The organism is Paracoccus luteus, from assembly GCF_004522155.1.
In the GTDB taxonomy this organism is placed as follows: Bacteria; Pseudomonadota; Alphaproteobacteria; order Rhodobacterales; family Rhodobacteraceae; genus Paracoccus; species Paracoccus luteus.
The window spans coordinates 144,690-160,305 of the sequence record NZ_SDEA01000006.1 but is presented as its reverse complement, the minus strand read 5'-3'; the positions used below and the strand labels follow the sequence as shown (position 1 = coordinate 160,305).

The window sequence follows — 15,616 nt, the reverse complement described above, 5'->3', positions numbered from 1 at the left end:
CAAACCCGCCCCCGCGCCATATAGGCGGCAACGGACGCGAAAGGATCGCCCATGACCAGCCCCGGACCCAACCGCTTTTTCGACGACATGGCCCGCCTGATGACCAACGCGATGGGCGTGGCGCAGGGCGCCAAGGACGAGGCCGAGACCGCCTTCAAGGGCTGGGTGGACCGCTGGCTGGCCGAGCGCGACTTTGTCACCCGCGAAGAGTTCGAGGCCGTGCGCGAGATGGCGATCAAGGCCCGGACCGAGAATGCGGAACTGCGCGCCCTGATCGGGGGTATGGGCGGGTCCGCAGACGCCTCGGCACCCGGCGGCGCGCCTGCACAGGCCCCGCATGTCAGCCAGGCCGACGCCCCCGCGGCGGACATGACGTCCCCCGACGCGGGCAAGGCGGAGGCGGCAGACGCGCCGCACGTCAGCCAGGCCGACGCACCCGCCGCGGACATGGGTGCCGCCGGGACGACCGACGCGGGCAAGGCGGGCGCGGCAGATGCGCCGCATGTCAGCCAGGCGGACGCGCCGCCTGCCGACATGGAGCCTGCCGGCAAGGGCTGAGATCGCGCCCCGCGCCCCCCCAACCCCCGCGCCCGGCGGCAATCACGCGTCCGGCGCGACCCTTTGGCGCAGCGCGCCGGTGCGGTCGTAAAGCAGGATCTCGCCCCCGTCGGTCACCACCACCGTCCAGTCGCGGGCGAACGTCACCGCCGCCGCCCGCGCGCCTGCGGGCAGGGCGATGGCGCCGGGCAGTTCCGGCAGCGGCGGCTGCGACAGGCGCAGCCATAGGATCGCCACGATCGCCGCGATCCCCAGCCCCATGACCAGCGCCAGGCCGACGACGACGCGGCGCAGCAGGGCCAGTTCCGGCACTTTCGCCGCCGCGCCGGTATCGCTATCATGCCGCGCCATGCCTGACCTCATCCTGACCATACCCGAAGGGCCGCGGGACGGCCCCGCCGACGGGACCGACCCCGAGCGGCTTGATAAGGCGCTGGCCGCCGCCGCGCCAGCGGGTGCGGCGCTGTCACGCTCGCGCCTGTCGCGGCTGATCGCGCAGGGCGCCGTGACCGGACCCGGCGGCCCCGTCACCGACGGCAAGGCCCGCGCCCGGCCCGGCGACTATCGCGTGACCATCGGCGAGCCCGCCCCGATCGAGGCGCAGCCGCAGGCGATGGACCTGTCCGTCGTCTACGAGGACGACGCCCTGATCGTCATCGACAAGCCCGCCGGCATGGTCGTCCACCCCGCCCCCGGCAGTCCCGACGGCACGCTGGTCAACGCGCTGCTGGCGCATTGCGCGGGCAGCCTGTCGGGCATCGGCGGCGCGGCGCGGCCGGGGATCGTGCACCGCATCGACAAGGACACCTCGGGGTTGCTGGTCGTCGCCAAGACCGACCTGGCGCACCAGACGCTTGCCGCGCAGTTCGCCGACCATTCGGCCGCGCGCCGCTATCTGGCGGTGGCGCACGGCACCATCGACGCCGCCGACCCCCGCCTGCGCGGCCTGCGCGGCGTCACGATGGAACCGGGCGGCGTGCTGCGGATCGCCACGGGGCTGGACCGCCACCCGACCGACCGGCAGCGGCAGGCGGTGCGGTTCGACGGCGGCCGTGCGGCTGTCACGCGGGCGCGGATGATCGAGGCGTTCGGCACGCCCCCCGCGGCAATGCTGGCGGAATGCCGGCTGGAAACGGGACGGACACACCAGATCCGCGTGCATCTGGCGCATTGCGGGCTGGGGCTGGTCGGCGACCCGACCTATGGCGGCGCGCGCAAGCCCTCGGCCCGCGCGCTGGGGGCGGAGGCGGCGGCCGCCATCGCGGCATTCCCGCGGCAGGCGCTGCATGCCGCACATCTGGGATTTGCCCATCCCGACGGGCGCTGGCTGGCGTTCGACAGCCCCCTGCCCCCTGACATGGCCGCGCTGCTGGCCCGTGTGCGGGGAACCCCGGCCCCCTAGGGGCGTTCGATTCGCAAGCGGCCGCCCATCCAAGGGGGCCAGACAGGATTCCGATGGCCAGCTATACCAACCTTCCCGCGCCCAGCCCCGAACAGGGGCTGAACCGCTATCTGCAGGAAATCCGCAAGTTCCCCCTGCTGGAACCGGAAGAGGAATACATGCTGGCCAAGGCGTGGGTCGACCACGAGGACAGCGAGGCCGCCCACAGGCTTGTGACCAGCCACCTGCGCCTGGCGGCCAAGATCGCGATGGGCTATCGCGGCTATGGCCTGCCACAGGCCGAGGTCATATCCGAGGCGAATGTCGGGCTGATGCAGGCGGTCAAGCGATTCGACCCGGAACGCGGCTTTCGCCTTGCCACCTATGCGATGTGGTGGATCAGGGCGTCGATCCAGGAATACATCCTGCGATCCTGGAGCCTGGTGAAGATGGGCACCACCAGCGGGCAGAAAAAGCTGTTCTTCAACCTGCGCAAGGCCAAGTCCAAGCTGGGTGCGCTGGAAGAGGGCGATTTGCGGCCCGAAAACGTGGCGCGCATCGCCAAGGATCTCAGCGTGACGGAGCGCGAGGTGGTCGAGATGAATCGCCGCCTGTCGGGCGGCGACGCCTCGCTGAACGCCACGGTGGGCGGGGCCGAGGGCGATTCGGCCGCTCAGTGGCAGGACTGGCTGGAGGACGAGACTGCCAACCAGGCTGAAGCCTTTGCCGAGGCCGACGAGCTGGACACCCGCCGCCAGATGCTGGCGGCCGCCATTGACGTGCTGAACGACCGCGAACGCGACATTCTGGTGGAACGCCGCCTGCGCGACGACCCGATGACGCTTGAGGATCTGTCGGTGCGCTATGGCGTCTCGCGCGAGCGTATCCGCCAGATCGAGGTCCGCGCCTTTGAAAAGCTGCAGGAACGGATGCGCAAGCTGGCCCGCGAACGCGGAATGGCCCCGGCCGAGGAGTGAGCGCCCGCCCTGCCGCCCCCCCTGCCGCCGGACCCGCCATGCGCGCGCCTTGGATGGATGATCTGGACGGCGATCTGGACGGACGGGCCCCAAGGCCGCAAAGTGGCCGTGATCACACGGGCAAGGGGCTTTCGCACAGGTGACCGCGCTTGCGCAGTATCAGCGGCTTGAATCGTCGGGGGTCTGGCGTCCCTCGCCCGACGACCGGCTGCGCGACGTGGTGGTGGCCTTCGGCGACGCCACGCTGATCCTGCGCGATCCGCGGTCCGAGGAACCGCTGTCGCACTGGTCGTTGCCCGCCGTTACCCGGCTGAACCCCGGCCAGCGCCCCGCGATATTCGCCCCCGGCGGGACCGAGCGGGACGAGGTGCTGGAAATCGACGACACGCTGATGGTGGACGCCATCGAGCGTATCCACACCGCCATATCGGCGGGCCGCCCCCGGCCGGGCCGGGTCCGTGGCGGGATGATGCTGGCGCTGGCGGCTGTCGCGCTGGTCGCGGCGGCGGTCTGGATGCCGGGCGCGATCCAGCGCCACGCGGCGCGCATCTCGCCCCCCGCGCAGCAGGTCGCCATCGGCAACCAGATACTGGCCGACCTGCGGCTGGCCACCGGGCCGGAATGTTCGCGCGCCGCCGGATCGGCGGTGCTGGACCGGCTGGCCGGGCGGCTGCTGGGACCGCAGGGGCGCATCGTCGTGCTGCCCGCGACGCTGCGGGGCGCGCGCGCCCTGCCGGGCCGCATGATCGTGATCGGGGACGATCTGATCGCCGGCAAGGACGACCCCGCCATCGCCGCGGGCCACGTGCTGGCCGCGGACGAGGTGGCCAACGCCCACGATCCCCTGCTGGGCGCGATCCAGCGGGCGGGGACACGGGCCGCGATCGAGATGCTGACCGCAGGCGAGATGCCGGCCGGCGCGCTTGCGGGCTATGGTCAGACGCTGCTGGCGGGGCCGGTGGCGCGTCCCGCCGACGAGGCGCTGCTGGCGCGGATGGAACAGGCGGGCGTGCCCAGCGAGCCTTACGCCCGGTCGCTGGACCCCACGGGCGAATCGGTCCTGCCGCTGATCGAGGCCGACCCGTTCCGCACCGCCCCCCCGGCCCGGCCGATCCTGTCGGCGGGCGAATGGGTGCAACTGCAGCAGATCTGCAGCATCTGAGCGGGCGGCGGACGCCCGGCGGGCGCTAGCGTCAGGCTGCAGCGGACGCGCTACGCAGCCCTGATCCTCATGCGACTTGTCCCGGCCTCGCGCCCGAGGATGCGCTACGCGGCCCCCTTCCTCGCGCGGACGACCCGCGCCCCGCGTCAGCGGCCCCAGTCGTCATGCGGGCCGCCCCGCCCCGCGTCCGCGGGGCAACGTCGCCCCCGTCCTATGCGGACTGCCGCCCCGCGTCAGCGGCTGCCATGCAGTCCCCGGCCGCAGGCGGGTTGCGCCGCGCGGTCCACCCGGCGCGGGGGTCGGCGGTGATACGTCGGGCGGGCAATCCCGCCTCAGCGCACGCCAGGCAGCCCTGCCCCGACGCGAATGCCCCGCCGCTGCATCAGCGGCTGCTACGCAGTCCCCGACCTCAGCCGGGTTGCGCCGCGTGGCCCACCCGGTGCGCGGGTCCGCGGCAACACGGCAGGCGGGGCGCCAAGCCCCAACGGATGCGCAACGCAGCCCCCGTCCGCACCCGCGCAAGCCGCCGCCCGCCTCAGCGGTCGCGGAACTGCGCCTCGCGCTTTTCGACGAACGCGGCCATGCCTTCCTTCTGGTCCTCGGTGGCGAACAGCGCCTGAAAGGCGCGGCGCTCGAACAGCAGCCCCTCGCGCAGCGAGGTTTCCAGCGCGCGGTTGACGGTTTCCTTGGCGACGCCCACGGCCACGGCGGATTTCGCGGCGATCTTCTTCGCCGCGCCCATCGCCTCATCCATCAGCTTGTCAGCGGGCACCACGCGGCTGACCAGCCCCGACCGCTCGGCCTCGGTCGCGTCCATGAAGCGGCCGGTCAGGTGCATGTCCATCGACTTGGACTTGCCCACCAGCCCGGTCAGGCGCTGCGTGCCGCCGATCCCGGCCATCACGCCCAGGTTGATTTCCGGCTGGCCGAACTTGGCGTTGTCGGCGCAGATGATGAAATCGCACATCATCGCCAGCTCGCATCCGCCGCCCAGAGCATAGCCCGACACCGCCGCGATGATCGGCTTGCGCGTGGCGCTGATCGCGTCGATGTCTGACCCGAACAGATTGCCGGTCAGCGCCTCGACATAGCTGCGGTCGGCCATTTCCTTGATGTCGGCGCCCGCGGCGAACGCCTTTTCGCTGCCGGTCAGCACGACGCAGCGCACCGCCTTGTCCGCGTCCGCGGCCTTCAGCGCGGCGGCGAGTTCCGACAGCAGCTGCGCGTTCAGCGCGTTCAGCGCCTCGGGTCGGTTCAGGCGGATCAGCGCGACATTGTCGGCGATCTCGACGATCAGGGTCTGATAGGCCATCGAAGCATTCTCCCACAGGGTTGAGGAATGGTTATCAAAGCTGCGTGTGCGGTTCCAGCCGCGACTGAGGGCATGGTTTCCATCCCGTTATCGCCGGGGGTGGCGGTCAGTGCTGGCAGGCGGGACAATACCAGCTGGACCGGCCCGACTGCACGATGCGCCGGATGCTGCCCGCGCAGCCGGGGCGCAGGCAGGGCTGCCCCTCGCGCCCATAGACACGGAAGGCGTGCTGGAAATATCCCAGCTCGCCCGAGGTCTGGCGATGGTCGCGCAGCGACGATCCCCCCGCCTCGATCGCGTCGGCCAGCACGTCGCGGATATGGCCGACCAGCGCCGCCAGCCGCGCGCGCCCGATGCGTCCGGCGGCGCGCGCGGGGTGGATACCGGCACGGAACAGCGCCTCGCACACATAGATGTTGCCCAGTCCCGCGACGAGCCGCTGGTCCAGCAGCATCGACTTGATCGGCGCGCGCCGGCCCGACAACGCGTCGGCCAGCCGGTCCGCGTCGAACTCGGCCGCGAAGGGTTCGGGGCCAAGCGCCGCCAGCAGGGGGTGCGTTTCGCCCTCGCGCACCAGATCGACGGCGCCAAAGCGGCGGGCGTCGTTCAGGGTGATCGTCGTGCCGGCGTCGGTCGTCAGCACCAGATGATCGTGCTGCGGCAGGATCGTCGCGTCATGGTGGAACTGCCCCAGCCCCGCGCCCTCGATGCGGATGCGCCCCGACATGCCCAGATGCACCAGCAGGCTGCCGCCCCGGTCAAGGTCGGCCAGCAGGTATTTCGACCGCCGCCGCAGCGCCGTCACCTGCGCGCCGGTCAGCACCTGCACAAGGTCCGGCGGCATGGGCCAGCGCAGGTCAGGGCGGCGCTGGTCCACCCGCGCGATCCGCCGCCCCGTCAGGTGCGGCTCAAGGCCGCGACGCACGGTTTCCACCTCTGGCAGTTCTGGCATTCCGCCCCCATCCGTCGCATGGTGCCGCGCGCAACGGCACGGAAAGACTGACCTATGACCGACCCCCGCCCGACACAATCCGGCCGCCAGACCCATTTCGGGTTCCGCGACGTGGCCGAGGATGAAAAGGCCGGTCTGGTCCACGGCGTCTTTTCCCGCGTGGCGTCCAAATACGACGTCATGAACGATTTGATGAGCGTGGGCGTCCACCGCGTCTGGAAGACGGCGATGATGGACTGGCTGGCGCCCCGCGACGGCCAGCACCTGCTGGACGTGGCGGGCGGGACCGGCGACATCGCCTTTCGCTTTCTGGGCCGCGCGCCCGCCGCCCGCGTGACGGTCTGCGACATGACGGAATCGATGCTGGTCGAGGGGCGCAAGCGCGCCGAGGCCGACCGGCTGGCCGACCGCCTGGCCTGGGTCACGGGCGATGCGATGGCCCTGCCCTTTGCCGACGCCAGCTTTGACCGCTATACGATCAGCTTCGGCATCCGCAACGTGACCCGCATCCCCGATGCCTTGGCCGAGGCGCGGCGCGTCCTGCGCCCCGGCGGCCGCCTGATGGTGCTGGAGTTCAGCCAGTTGCCGGTGCCCGCGCTGCAATGGGCCTATGACCGCTATTCCTTCAACGTCATTCCGCCGCTGGGCCAGATCGTCGCGGGCGACCGCGACAGCTATCAGTATCTGGTGGAATCCATCCGCCGCTTTCCCGATCAGGAAACCTTTGCCGCGATGATCCGCGATGCGGGCTTTGGCCGCGTCCAGTATCGCAACCTGTCGATGGGCATCGCCGCGCTGCATTCCGGCTGGGTGATCTGACATGCGCGGCCCCCACAACATCTGGCGCCTGATCCGCACGGGCGCCACGTTCGAACGCACGGGCGCGATGGGCGCCGCGCTGGACGCGATGAACGCGCCCCCCCGCGTGCGGCTGGCCGCGCGCATCATGGGCTGGCCCTTTGCGTGGCTGGGCTATCGCGGCGATCCGGCGCTGCCGCCCGTCACGCGGGCGATCACGGCGCTGGGGCCGGCCTATATCAAGTTCGGGCAGATCCTTTCCACCCGCCCCGATGTGGTGGGGGCCGAGATGGCGGGCCAGCTGCGGATGCTGCAGGACCGGCTGCCGCCGTTTCCGCAGGCGACGGCGCGGGCGCTGGTGGCCTCGGAACTCGCCGCCCCGGTCGAGACGCTGTTCACCGAGTTTTCCGAACCCGTCGCCGCCGCCTCGATCGCGCAGGTGCATTACGCGCGCCGCGCCCGCGACGGGGCCGAGGTCGCCGTCAAGGTGCTGCGCCCCGGGATCGAGGCCGCGTTCCGCCGCGACATCGACGCCTTTCACTTTGCCGCCGGGCTGATCGAGCGTCTGTCGCCGTCCAGCCGCCGCCTGCGGCCGCGCGACGTCATCGGGCACTTCGAATCGGTGGTGCTGGGGGAACTGGACTTCCGGCTCGAGGCCGCGTCGGCCTCGGCCTTTGCGGAAAACACCCGCGAGGATGCGGGCTTCGATGTGCCCCGCCCCGACTGGGGCCTGTCGTCGCGCCGCGTGCTGACCAGCGACTGGATGCACGGCGTCCCGATGGGCGACGTCCCCGCGATCCGCGCCGCCGGCCACGACACGCGCGCGCTGGCCGAACGCATGATCCAGCTGTTCCTGTCCCACGCGCTGCGCGACGGGTTCTTTCACGCCGACATGCACCAGGGCAACCTGCGCGTGTCGCCCAACGGCGACATCGCGGCGTTCGATTTCGGCATCATGGGCGAGATCGACGAATACACCCGCCGGATCTATGCCGAGATCCTGATGGGCTTCATCCAGCGCGACTATGACCGCGTGGCCCGCGTGCACTTCGAGGCGGGCTATGTCCCGCGCGACCGCGACGTCGCCGCATTCTCGCGCGCGCTGCGCGCCGTGGGCGAGCCGATCTTCGGCGCCGACGCCAGCCGCATCTCGATGGCGAACCTGCTGGCCTATCTGTTCGAGGTGACCGAACGCTTCGGCATGCAGACCCGGACGGAACTGATCCTGCTGCAGCGCACGATGGTCGTAGTCGAGGGCGTGGCCCGCACGCTGGACCCGCAGATCAACATGTGGAAGGCCGCGGGCCCGGTCGTGGAACGCTATATCCGCGACAGCCTCGGGCCGCGCGCGGCGCTGCGCGACGGGCTTCGGGCGGTGCAGACGCTGGGCCGCTATGGCCCGCTGCTGCCCGAGTTGATCGAGCGCGGGCTGGACGCCGCCACCCGCCCGCCGCCCCCGCCACCCCGCTGGACCCCGGCCCTGCGGGCGCGCGACTGGCTGATCGGCGGCGTGCTGGTCGCCGCCGGGACGGTCATGGGAACGATGCTGGGCTAAAGCCGCACGCGCGGCCGCGCGGTGGCGGCTGTCACTGCATTTTCGCTTTACAGTCCGCCCGATTCCCCCCTTAGCCTATGTTGTATCAGGATCGCGGCTGACCCCCCGGTCTTGTGGCAGCCACCAAAGGTTGGGGGTAAACCCGGCCGCAGACAGGCAGGGCACGACATGGCGCAGCTGGACCATTTCATCCACAGCGACGACATCCACCCCATCGACATCGTCGAGACGGTCGCCGCGCATCACGACTGGGACTTCGACCGTCTGGCCGACGACCAGATCGCGATGGCCGTTCAGGGACAGTGGCGCAACTATTCCCTGACGCTGGCGTGGTCCCCGCGCGACGAGGTTCTGCGCCTGATCTGCAGCTTTGACATGGACCCGCCGGCGGCGCGGCTGCCGGTCCTGCACGAGGTGCTGAACCTTGCCAACGACCAGGTATGGGACGGCGGCTTCACCTTCTGGGCGGCGCAAAAGCTGATGGTCTGGCGCTATGGCCTGGTGCTGGCCGGCGAGGCGATCGCCGGCCCCGAGCAGATCGACCGCATGATTCGCGCCGCGCTTGAGGCATGCGAGCGGTTCTATCCCGCCTTCCAGCTGGCCTGCTGGGCCGATGCCACCGCGCCCGCCGCGATGGAGGTGGCGCTGTCGGCCGCCTATGGCCGCGCCTGAACGCAGGGCGCGCGCCGCCAGCGCGCTTTCTCCTGCGCCAAATATCCCGGGGGCGGCCCGCAGGGCCGGGGGCAGCGCCCCCATCTTTGTCCCCCCTTGCCCATCCCGCCACGCCTGCTAGGCCTTGCGGGACCACGGGGGACGGCGATGGATCTTGCACATCTGAACGAACGCGGACTGGTGCTGGTGGGCTGCGGCCGCATGGGCGGCGGTTTGCTGAAAGGCTGGCTGGCGCAGGGGCTTGCCACGCGGGCCGTCCATGTCGTGGACCCCGCCCCGCTCGCCTGGATCCAGGAACGCGGCATCGCGGTCAACTGGCCGCTGCGCGCCGATCCCGCCGTTCTGGTGCTGGCGGTCAAGCCGCAGATGATGGGCGCCGTGCTGCCGGAACTGACGGCACTTGGCGGACGCGGCACGCTGGTGCTGTCCGTCGCGGCGGGCGTCACCCTCGCGGCCTATGATGCGGCCTTTCCGGGTGCCGCGGTGGTGCGCGCCATGCCGAACACCCCCGCCGCCATCGGGCAGGGCATCACCGCCCTTGTGGGCAACTCCCGCGCGGGGGCGGCCGAGATGGACCTGGCCGAAAGCCTGATGGCCACGGTGGGCCGCGTGGTGCGGCTGGACGACGAAACGCAGATGGACGCCGTCACCGCCCTGTCGGGGTCGGGCCCCGCCTATGTCTTTCACCTGATCGAGGCGATGGCCGCCGCCGGCGTGGCCGAGGGGCTGTCCGCGCCGCTGGCGCTGGAACTCGCCCGCGCCACCGTCGCGGGCGCGGGCGCGCTGGCCGTCCACGAGGATCAGGATCCCGCCGCGCTGCGCGAGGCCGTGACCTCGCCCGGCGGCACCACGGCGGCGGGCTTGGCGCAGCTGATGGACCCGGAAACCGGCCTGCCGCCCCTGATGCGGCGCACCATCGCCGCCGCCGCCGCGCGCGGGCGGGAACTGGGGGCATGAGCGGCACGGCCGACCCTGCCCCGCAGATCGCCTGGGACGATTTCGCCGCCGTCGATATCCGCGCGGGCACCGTGATCCGCGCCGAACCCTTCCCCGAGGCGCGGGTGCCCGCGATCAAGCTGTGGGTCGATTTCGGCCCCGGCATCGGGGAAAAGCGCAGCTCGGCCCAGATCACGCGCCACTATGACCCCGCCGCGCTGGTCGGGCGGCAGGTGCTGGCGGTCGTGAACTTTCCCCCTCGCCAGATCGGCAAGGTCATGTCCGAGGTGCTGGTCCTGGGCCTGCCCGACCCGGACGGCCAGGTGGTGCTGATCGGCCCCGACAGCCCGGTCCCGAACGGCGGACGGATGTTCTGATGCGCCTGCTTGTCACCCGCCGGATGACCGACCGCGCCGAGGCGGCCCTGCGCGCCCGCTTCGACGCCACCCTTCGCGACGACACCGCCCCCCTGACCGAGGCCGAGGCCCGCGCGGCGCTGGCCGGATACGACGCGATCATCCCGACGCTGGGTGACGGCTTCACCGCCGCCGCGCTGGCGGGCGGGCCGCATCGCTGCCGGCTGCTGGCGAATTTCGGCGCGGGGTTCAACCACATCGACGTGGACGCGGCCCGCGCGGCGGGCGTCGCCGTCACCAACACCCCCGGCGTCGTCACCGACGCCACCGCCGACATCGCGCTGACCCTGATCCTGATGACCGCCCGCCGCGCGGCCGAGGGCGAGCGGCTGGTCCGCGCCGGTCGCTGGACCGGCTGGCAGCCGACCCAGTTGCTGGGGATGCACGTCACCGGCCGCACCGTGGGCATCGTGGGCATGGGGCGGATCGGACAGGCCATCGCGCGGCGCTGTCATTTCGGCTTTGGGATGCGGGTGCTGTTTCACAACCGCTCGCGCGTGGCCGTGGATTTCCCCGCCGAGCAGGCGGCCGACCTGCCCGCGCTGCTGGCCGCGTCGGACATCGTGGTGCTGGCGGTTCCGGGCGGCAGCGCCACCCGCCACCTGATCGGCGCGGCCGAGCTTGCCGCCATGCCGCCGCACGCGATCCTGATCAACGTCGCGCGCGGCGACGTGGTGGACGAGGCGGCACTGATCGCGGCGCTGTCTGCGCGCCGCATCGCGGGCGCGGGCCTTGACGTCTATGAGCGTGAGCCGGTCGTCCCCCCTGCCCTGACCGCGCTGGAAAACGCCGTGCTGTTGCCGCATCTGGGCACCGCGGCGGACGACGTGCGCACCGACATGGCGCTGCGCGCGATGGCGAATGTCGTGGCGCTGGACGAAGGGCGCGACCTGCCCGACCGGGTCGCCTGACGGGGACGCCGGAACCGAGACCGCGCGCAGCGCGTTGAAATCCCGTAACCACATCCAAAGGAGGATGCGATGAACTGGGATGTCATCCAAGGCAAATGGGACCAACTCAAGGGCTCGGTCAAACAGCAGTGGGGCGACCTGACCGACGACGATCTGACCCAGATCGAGGGCGACCGCGACCGCATGGCGGGCAAGCTGCAGGAACGCTATGGCTGGGCCAAGACCGAGGTCGACGAGAAGATGAACGACTTTTTCCGCCGCCACGTCTGATCGGCCGGAGAGTTTCGGAAAAAGGGGGGCGCCAGCGGGCGCCCCCTTTGCCGTTCCGGCGCGGTGTCCCAACGGGCACCCCCGCGATTTCGGTCACGGGGTCAGCGCTGCCAGGTCGAAGCGGCGATCAGGGCGCGGGAATATTCCTCGCGCGGGGTCGCAGCGCGCAAGGTCGCGGCGTCCATGATTTCCACGATGCGCCCCGCCTGCATGACGGCCAGACGGTCGCACATATGCGCCACCACCGCCAGATCGTGGCTGACCATCACATAGGTCAGCTGATGTTCGGCCCGCAGATCCTTGAGCAGGTTCAGGATTTCCGCCTGCACGCTGACATCCAGCGCGCTGGTCGGTTCGTCCAGCAGCAACAGCCGCGGTTCTGCCGCAAGCGCCCGCGCGATGGCCACGCGCTGGCGCTGCCCGCCCGACAGCTGGTGCGGATAGCGAAACCGGAAGCCGCGGCCCAGCCCCACATCCTCAAGCAGGCGCGTGATGCGGCGGTCCACGTCGCCCAGACCCTGCAGCGCCAGCGTTTCCGACAGCACCCGGTCCACCGAATGGCGCGGGTGCAGGCTGGCATAGGGATCCTGGAACACCATCTGCACGGTCTTCTGGAACGCCCGGTCGCGGCGCATGGCCGTGACCGCCTTGCCCTCGACCGCGATGCGGCCGGACCAGCCGGAAATCAGCCCGGTCACCGCCCGCAGGATGGTCGATTTCCCCGACCCGCTTTCGCCGACCAGCCCAAAGCTTTCGCCGGGGGCGACGGCAAAGGTCGCGCCCCGGACCGCCGTCACGCGGTCATGCGCGGGGCCGAACCACACGTCCAGCCCGGCCACGTCCAGCATCGGGGTCATCGCAATCCCCCCGGCTGCGCGTCCAGCATCGACCCTTCGATCGCTTCGGTCCGCCAGCTCTCCTCACGCTCGAGCACCGCCAGCCGGTCCACCGGCGCGTCCAGCCGCGGCAGGCTGTCCAGCAGCCCGCGCGTATAGGGGTGGCGGGCGGCGTGCAGGTCGCGCGCGGGCAGTTCCTCGACCACGCGGCCGGCATACATGATCAGCACCCGGTCGCAGAACTGCGCGACAAGGTTCAGGTCGTGGCTGATGAAGATCAGCCCCATGCCGCGGTCGCGCACCAGCGCGTCCATGATGTTCAGAACCTCGGCCCGGACCGACACGTCCAGCGCGCTGGTCGGTTCGTCCGCGATCAGGATTTCGGGGTCGGGGGCCAGCATCATGGCGATCATGATGCGCTGGCCCATGCCGCCCGAGACCTCGTGCGGATAAAGGTCAAAGACGCGTTCCGGGTCGCGGATCTGGACGGCGGCCAGCATTTCCATCGCCTTGGCGCGGGCCTGCGCGCGACCGCCGCCGGCGTGCAGGCGATAGGCCTCGATGATCTGCTGGCCCACGCGCATGACGGGGTTCAGGCTGAACTTGGGGTCTTGCATGACCATGCTGATCCGCCCGCCGCGGATCGCCCGCATCCGCCGCTCGGGCAGGTTCAGGATGGGCTGTCCGTCCAAGTCCATGCGCGCGGCCGTGACCCGTCCCGGCGGGCGCACCAGTCCGAGGATGGCGCGCCCGGTCATCGACTTGCCCGAGCCGCTTTCGCCGACGACGCCCAGACGCTCGCGGCCAAGGTCAAAGCTGACGCCGCGCACGGCCTGAAACTCGCCCTGACGCGTCGGGAACGTCACGCGCAGGTCGCGGATGGACAGCAGCGGGGCGGTCATTCCTTGGCCCCCTTGGGGTCCAGCACGTCGCGCAAGCCATCACCCAGCAGGTTGAACGCAAGGCTGACGATGAAGATCGCCATCCCCGGCATCGCCGCCACCCACCAGTGATCCAGGATATAGGTTCGCCCGTCGGAAATCATCGCGCCCCATTCCGGCAGGGGCGGCTGCGCGCCGAGGCCAAGAAAGCCCAGCCCCGCAGCCGACAGGATGATCCCCGCCATGTCCAGCGCCACCCGCACGATCAGGGAACTCACGCACATCGGCCAGACGTGCCCGATCAGCAGCCGCGCCGGTCCCGCGCCCTGCAGCCGCGCCGCGGCGATATAGTCGGCATTGCGCACCGCCAGCGTCTCGGCCCGCGCGAGCCGGGCATAGGGCGGCCAGCCGGTGATCGCCAGCGCCAGCACCGCGTTGACGATGCCCGGCCCCAGCGCCGCGACCAGCGCCAGCGCAAGGATAAGCTTGGGGAATGCCAGAAAGATGTCGGTGATCCGCATCAGGATCTGGTCCACCCAGCCGCCGGCAAAACCCGCGACCGTCCCGATCAGCAGTCCCAGGATGGGCGAGATCAGCGCGACGGTGCCCACGATGAACAGCGTCACCCGGCTGCCCCAGATGATCCGGGACAGGATGTCGCGCCCCAGCGCGTCCGTGCCCAGCCAATGCGCCGCCGAAGGCGGCATCAGCCGGTCGGCAAGGTTCTGCGCCACCGGGTCATAGGGCGAAAGCCACGGCGCAAAAATCGCCATCAGCGCCAGCGCGATCAGGATGACCAGCCCGACCATCGCCAGCGTGTTGGCGCGGAAGGTCAGCCAGCCCTGATACAGCGACCCCAGCCGCGCCTGCCGCCGCGTGGACGGCGCGTCGGACAGCAGCCAGTCGCGGGTGGACGGAGAGCGGGTGGACAGATCGGTCATGCCGCCCTCGGGTCAAGGAAGCGATACAGCAGGTCGGACAGCACGTTCAGCCCGATGAAGCAGACGCCCACCACGATGGTCCCGCCAAGGACGGCGTTCATGTCGCCCGCCAGCAGCGTCTTGGTGATATAGCTGCCGATGCCGGGCCAGCTGAAGATGATCTCGGTCAGGACCGACCCTTCGAGCAGCGACCCGAACGACAGCGCGATCACCGTGACCAGCGGCACGGCGATGTTGCGGAAGGCGTGGCCCCAGACCACGCGGCGTTCCGACAGGCCCTTGACCCGCGCGGTGGTGATGTATTCCGCAGACAGCTGTTCCAGCATGAAGCTGCGGGTCATGCGGCTGATATAGGCCAGGCTGAAATAGCCCAGCAGGCTGGCGGGCAGGATGATGTGGGAAAACGCGTCGCGGAACGCGCCCCAGTCGCCGGCCAGCGCGCTGTCGATCAGCAGAAGCCGCGTCACCTCGGGGACCATGCCGTCATAGATGATGTCCTGCCGCCCCGGCCCGCCGACCCAGCCGAGGATGCCGTAAAAGACCAGCAGCCCCATCAGCCCCAGCCAGAAGATCGGCATCGAATAGCCGACCAGCGCCGCCACGCGGGCGATCTGGTCCACCCAGCCGCCGCGCCGCGCGGCCGCCACGACCCCCAGCGGGACGCCGATCAGCACCCCGATCAGCGTGCCCAGCGCCGCCAGTTCCAGCGTGGCCGGAAACACCCGGCGCAGGTCTTCCGACACCGGATGCCCGGTCGAGATCGAGCGCCCGAAATCGCCCCGCAGCACGTCGCCGATATAGCCGATGAACTGCACGACCAGCGGCTGGTCCAGCCCCATCGCCTGGCGCGCAGCCTCGTATTGCGCGGGCGTCGCGCGCTCGCCCACGACCTTCAGCACCGGGTCGATGGGCATGACGCGGCCGATGATGAAGGTGACCAGCAGCAGCCCCAGCAGGGTCAGCGCCAGCGACAAAAGGATGCCGCCCAGCGCCTTGGCGCGCCGCCCGGTCGCGGCCATGCGGCCCGATCCCGGCGCGGGACCGGGGGCGGCGGATGC

Annotated in this window: 17 protein-coding genes and 1 pseudogene; 11 read left to right on the top strand and 7 right to left on the bottom strand. The window is 70.9% G+C overall.

The annotated features are described in order from the left end of the window. Positions 1-51: 51 nt before the first annotated feature. Positions 52-285, top strand: a pseudogene (locus EPA64_RS09850) (accessory factor UbiK family protein); the annotation flags it as partial. Between the two features lie 315 nt (positions 286-600). Here the strand turns inward: EPA64_RS09850 and EPA64_RS09845 are convergent. Then, entirely contained in the window at positions 601-909 is a 309-nt protein-coding gene (locus tag EPA64_RS09845; protein ID WP_134726179.1) for a DUF6476 family protein, read from the bottom strand. Between EPA64_RS09845 and EPA64_RS09840 the strand changes: the two genes are divergently transcribed. The 3 genes from EPA64_RS09840 (at position 908) to EPA64_RS09830 (ending at position 4,078) form a co-directional block, all read left to right on the top strand. Further along, entirely contained in the window at positions 908-1,960 is a 1,053-nt protein-coding gene (locus EPA64_RS09840; protein ID WP_134726178.1) for an RluA family pseudouridine synthase, read from the top strand. The two genes, EPA64_RS09845 and EPA64_RS09840, sit on opposite strands and share 2 nt — an antisense overlap. 53 nt (positions 1,961-2,013) lie before the next feature. Then, positions 2,014-2,916, top strand: a complete 903-nt coding sequence (gene rpoH / locus EPA64_RS09835) for an RNA polymerase sigma factor RpoH (protein ID WP_134726177.1) — start codon at positions 2,014-2,016, stop codon at positions 2,914-2,916. Positions 2,917-3,055: 139 nt separating this feature from the next. Further along, entirely contained in the window at positions 3,056-4,078 is a 1,023-nt protein-coding gene (locus EPA64_RS09830) for a hypothetical protein (protein WP_134726176.1), read from the top strand. A gap of 535 nt (positions 4,079-4,613) precedes the next feature. Here EPA64_RS09830 and EPA64_RS09825 read toward each other — a convergent pair. Further along, complete coding sequence (locus EPA64_RS09825; RefSeq protein WP_134726175.1) at positions 4,614-5,390, bottom strand: enoyl-CoA hydratase; 777 nt, start codon at positions 5,388-5,390, stop codon at positions 4,614-4,616. A gap of 106 nt (positions 5,391-5,496) precedes the next feature. After that, on the bottom strand, positions 5,497-6,342 hold the full coding sequence (mutM, locus tag EPA64_RS09820; protein ID WP_134726174.1) for a bifunctional DNA-formamidopyrimidine glycosylase/DNA-(apurinic or apyrimidinic site) lyase: 846 nt from the start codon (positions 6,340-6,342) through the stop codon (positions 5,497-5,499). 54 nt (positions 6,343-6,396) lie between these two features. On the opposite strand from mutM, the gene ubiE reads away from it, so the two are divergent. The 7 genes from ubiE to EPA64_RS09785 all read left to right on the top strand — a co-directional run bounded on the left by ubiE (position 6,397) and on the right by EPA64_RS09785 (position 11,900). Then, positions 6,397-7,161, top strand: coding sequence for a bifunctional demethylmenaquinone methyltransferase/2-methoxy-6-polyprenyl-1,4-benzoquinol methylase UbiE (gene ubiE / locus EPA64_RS09815; RefSeq protein ID WP_134726173.1), 765 nt, complete (start codon positions 6,397-6,399; stop codon positions 7,159-7,161). 1 nt (position 7,162) lies between these two features. Then, the gene (ubiB, locus tag EPA64_RS09810; RefSeq protein WP_134726172.1) at positions 7,163-8,695 is read left to right on the top strand and encodes a 2-polyprenylphenol 6-hydroxylase; all 1,533 of its coding nucleotides are present in this window, start codon (positions 7,163-7,165) and stop codon (positions 8,693-8,695) included. A gap of 168 nt (positions 8,696-8,863) precedes the next feature. After that, positions 8,864-9,367: a type III secretion system chaperone family protein gene (locus tag EPA64_RS09805; RefSeq protein WP_134726171.1), complete on the top strand. Its 504-nt coding sequence runs from the start codon at positions 8,864-8,866 to the stop codon at positions 9,365-9,367. 147 nt (positions 9,368-9,514) lie between these two features. Next, positions 9,515-10,324 (top strand): pyrroline-5-carboxylate reductase, encoded by an 810-nt coding sequence (gene proC / locus EPA64_RS09800; RefSeq protein ID WP_134726170.1) that lies wholly within the window; start codon positions 9,515-9,517, stop codon positions 10,322-10,324. Further along, positions 10,321-10,680, top strand: a complete 360-nt coding sequence (locus EPA64_RS09795; RefSeq protein WP_134726169.1) for a tRNA-binding protein — start codon at positions 10,321-10,323, stop codon at positions 10,678-10,680. Before proC ends, EPA64_RS09795 begins: the two co-directional genes overlap by 4 nt. Further along, positions 10,680-11,630 carry a 2-hydroxyacid dehydrogenase gene (locus EPA64_RS09790; protein ID WP_134726168.1) on the top strand — a complete coding sequence of 317 codons (951 nt, stop codon included), beginning with the start codon at positions 10,680-10,682 and terminating at the stop codon, positions 11,628-11,630. Before EPA64_RS09795 ends, EPA64_RS09790 begins: the two co-directional genes overlap by 1 nt. 69 nt (positions 11,631-11,699) lie before the next feature. Then, positions 11,700-11,900: a CsbD family protein gene (locus EPA64_RS09785; protein WP_134726167.1), complete on the top strand. Its 201-nt coding sequence runs from the start codon at positions 11,700-11,702 to the stop codon at positions 11,898-11,900. Positions 11,901-12,001: 101 nt separating this feature from the next. Here the strand turns inward: EPA64_RS09785 and EPA64_RS09780 are convergent, their stop codons facing one another. Genes EPA64_RS09780 through EPA64_RS09765 form a run of 4 tightly spaced genes read right to left on the bottom strand, consistent with a single transcriptional unit; the run spans position 12,002 to position 15,577 of the window. Beyond that, positions 12,002-12,757, bottom strand: a complete 756-nt coding sequence (locus tag EPA64_RS09780) for an ABC transporter ATP-binding protein (protein ID WP_134726166.1) — start codon at positions 12,755-12,757, stop codon at positions 12,002-12,004. Continuing rightward, positions 12,754-13,638 carry an ABC transporter ATP-binding protein gene (locus tag EPA64_RS09775; RefSeq protein ID WP_134726165.1) on the bottom strand — a complete coding sequence of 295 codons (885 nt, stop codon included), beginning with the start codon at positions 13,636-13,638 and terminating at the stop codon, positions 12,754-12,756. The genes EPA64_RS09780 and EPA64_RS09775 overlap by 4 nt, the downstream gene beginning before the upstream one ends. Next, positions 13,635-14,558 carry a nickel transporter permease gene (gene nikC / locus EPA64_RS09770; RefSeq protein ID WP_134726164.1) on the bottom strand — a complete coding sequence of 308 codons (924 nt, stop codon included), beginning with the start codon at positions 14,556-14,558 and terminating at the stop codon, positions 13,635-13,637. The genes EPA64_RS09775 and nikC overlap by 4 nt, the downstream gene beginning before the upstream one ends. After that, positions 14,555-15,577, bottom strand: coding sequence for an ABC transporter permease (locus EPA64_RS09765; RefSeq protein ID WP_134726204.1), 1,023 nt, complete (start codon positions 15,575-15,577; stop codon positions 14,555-14,557). The genes nikC and EPA64_RS09765 overlap by 4 nt, the downstream gene beginning before the upstream one ends. Positions 15,578-15,616: the final 39 nt, after the last annotated feature.

Coding starts and splice junctions, on each gene's coding strand:
- EPA64_RS09840 (WP_134726178.1), top strand. CDS start 908: ATGCCTGACCTCATCCTGACCATACCCGAAGGGCCGCGGGACGGCCCC.
- EPA64_RS09845 (WP_134726179.1), bottom strand. CDS start 909: ATGGCGCGGCATGATAGCGATACCGGCGCGGCGGCGAAAGTGCCGGAA.
- rpoH (WP_134726177.1), top strand. CDS start 2,014: ATGGCCAGCTATACCAACCTTCCCGCGCCCAGCCCCGAACAGGGGCTG.
- EPA64_RS09825 (WP_134726175.1), bottom strand. CDS start 5,390: ATGGCCTATCAGACCCTGATCGTCGAGATCGCCGACAATGTCGCGCTG.
- mutM (WP_134726174.1), bottom strand. CDS start 6,342: ATGCCAGAACTGCCAGAGGTGGAAACCGTGCGTCGCGGCCTTGAGCCG.
- ubiE (WP_134726173.1), top strand. CDS start 6,397: ATGACCGACCCCCGCCCGACACAATCCGGCCGCCAGACCCATTTCGGG.
- ubiB (WP_134726172.1), top strand. CDS start 7,163: ATGCGCGGCCCCCACAACATCTGGCGCCTGATCCGCACGGGCGCCACG.
- EPA64_RS09805 (WP_134726171.1), top strand. CDS start 8,864: ATGGCGCAGCTGGACCATTTCATCCACAGCGACGACATCCACCCCATC.
- proC (WP_134726170.1), top strand. CDS start 9,515: ATGGATCTTGCACATCTGAACGAACGCGGACTGGTGCTGGTGGGCTGC.
- EPA64_RS09795 (WP_134726169.1), top strand. CDS start 10,321: ATGAGCGGCACGGCCGACCCTGCCCCGCAGATCGCCTGGGACGATTTC.
- EPA64_RS09790 (WP_134726168.1), top strand. CDS start 10,680: ATGCGCCTGCTTGTCACCCGCCGGATGACCGACCGCGCCGAGGCGGCC.
- EPA64_RS09785 (WP_134726167.1), top strand. CDS start 11,700: ATGAACTGGGATGTCATCCAAGGCAAATGGGACCAACTCAAGGGCTCG.
- EPA64_RS09780 (WP_134726166.1), bottom strand. CDS start 12,757: ATGACCCCGATGCTGGACGTGGCCGGGCTGGACGTGTGGTTCGGCCCC.
- EPA64_RS09775 (WP_134726165.1), bottom strand. CDS start 13,638: ATGACCGCCCCGCTGCTGTCCATCCGCGACCTGCGCGTGACGTTCCCG.
- nikC (WP_134726164.1), bottom strand. CDS start 14,558: ATGACCGATCTGTCCACCCGCTCTCCGTCCACCCGCGACTGGCTGCTG.
- EPA64_RS09765 (WP_134726204.1), bottom strand. CDS start 15,577: ATGGCCGCGACCGGGCGGCGCGCCAAGGCGCTGGGCGGCATCCTTTTG.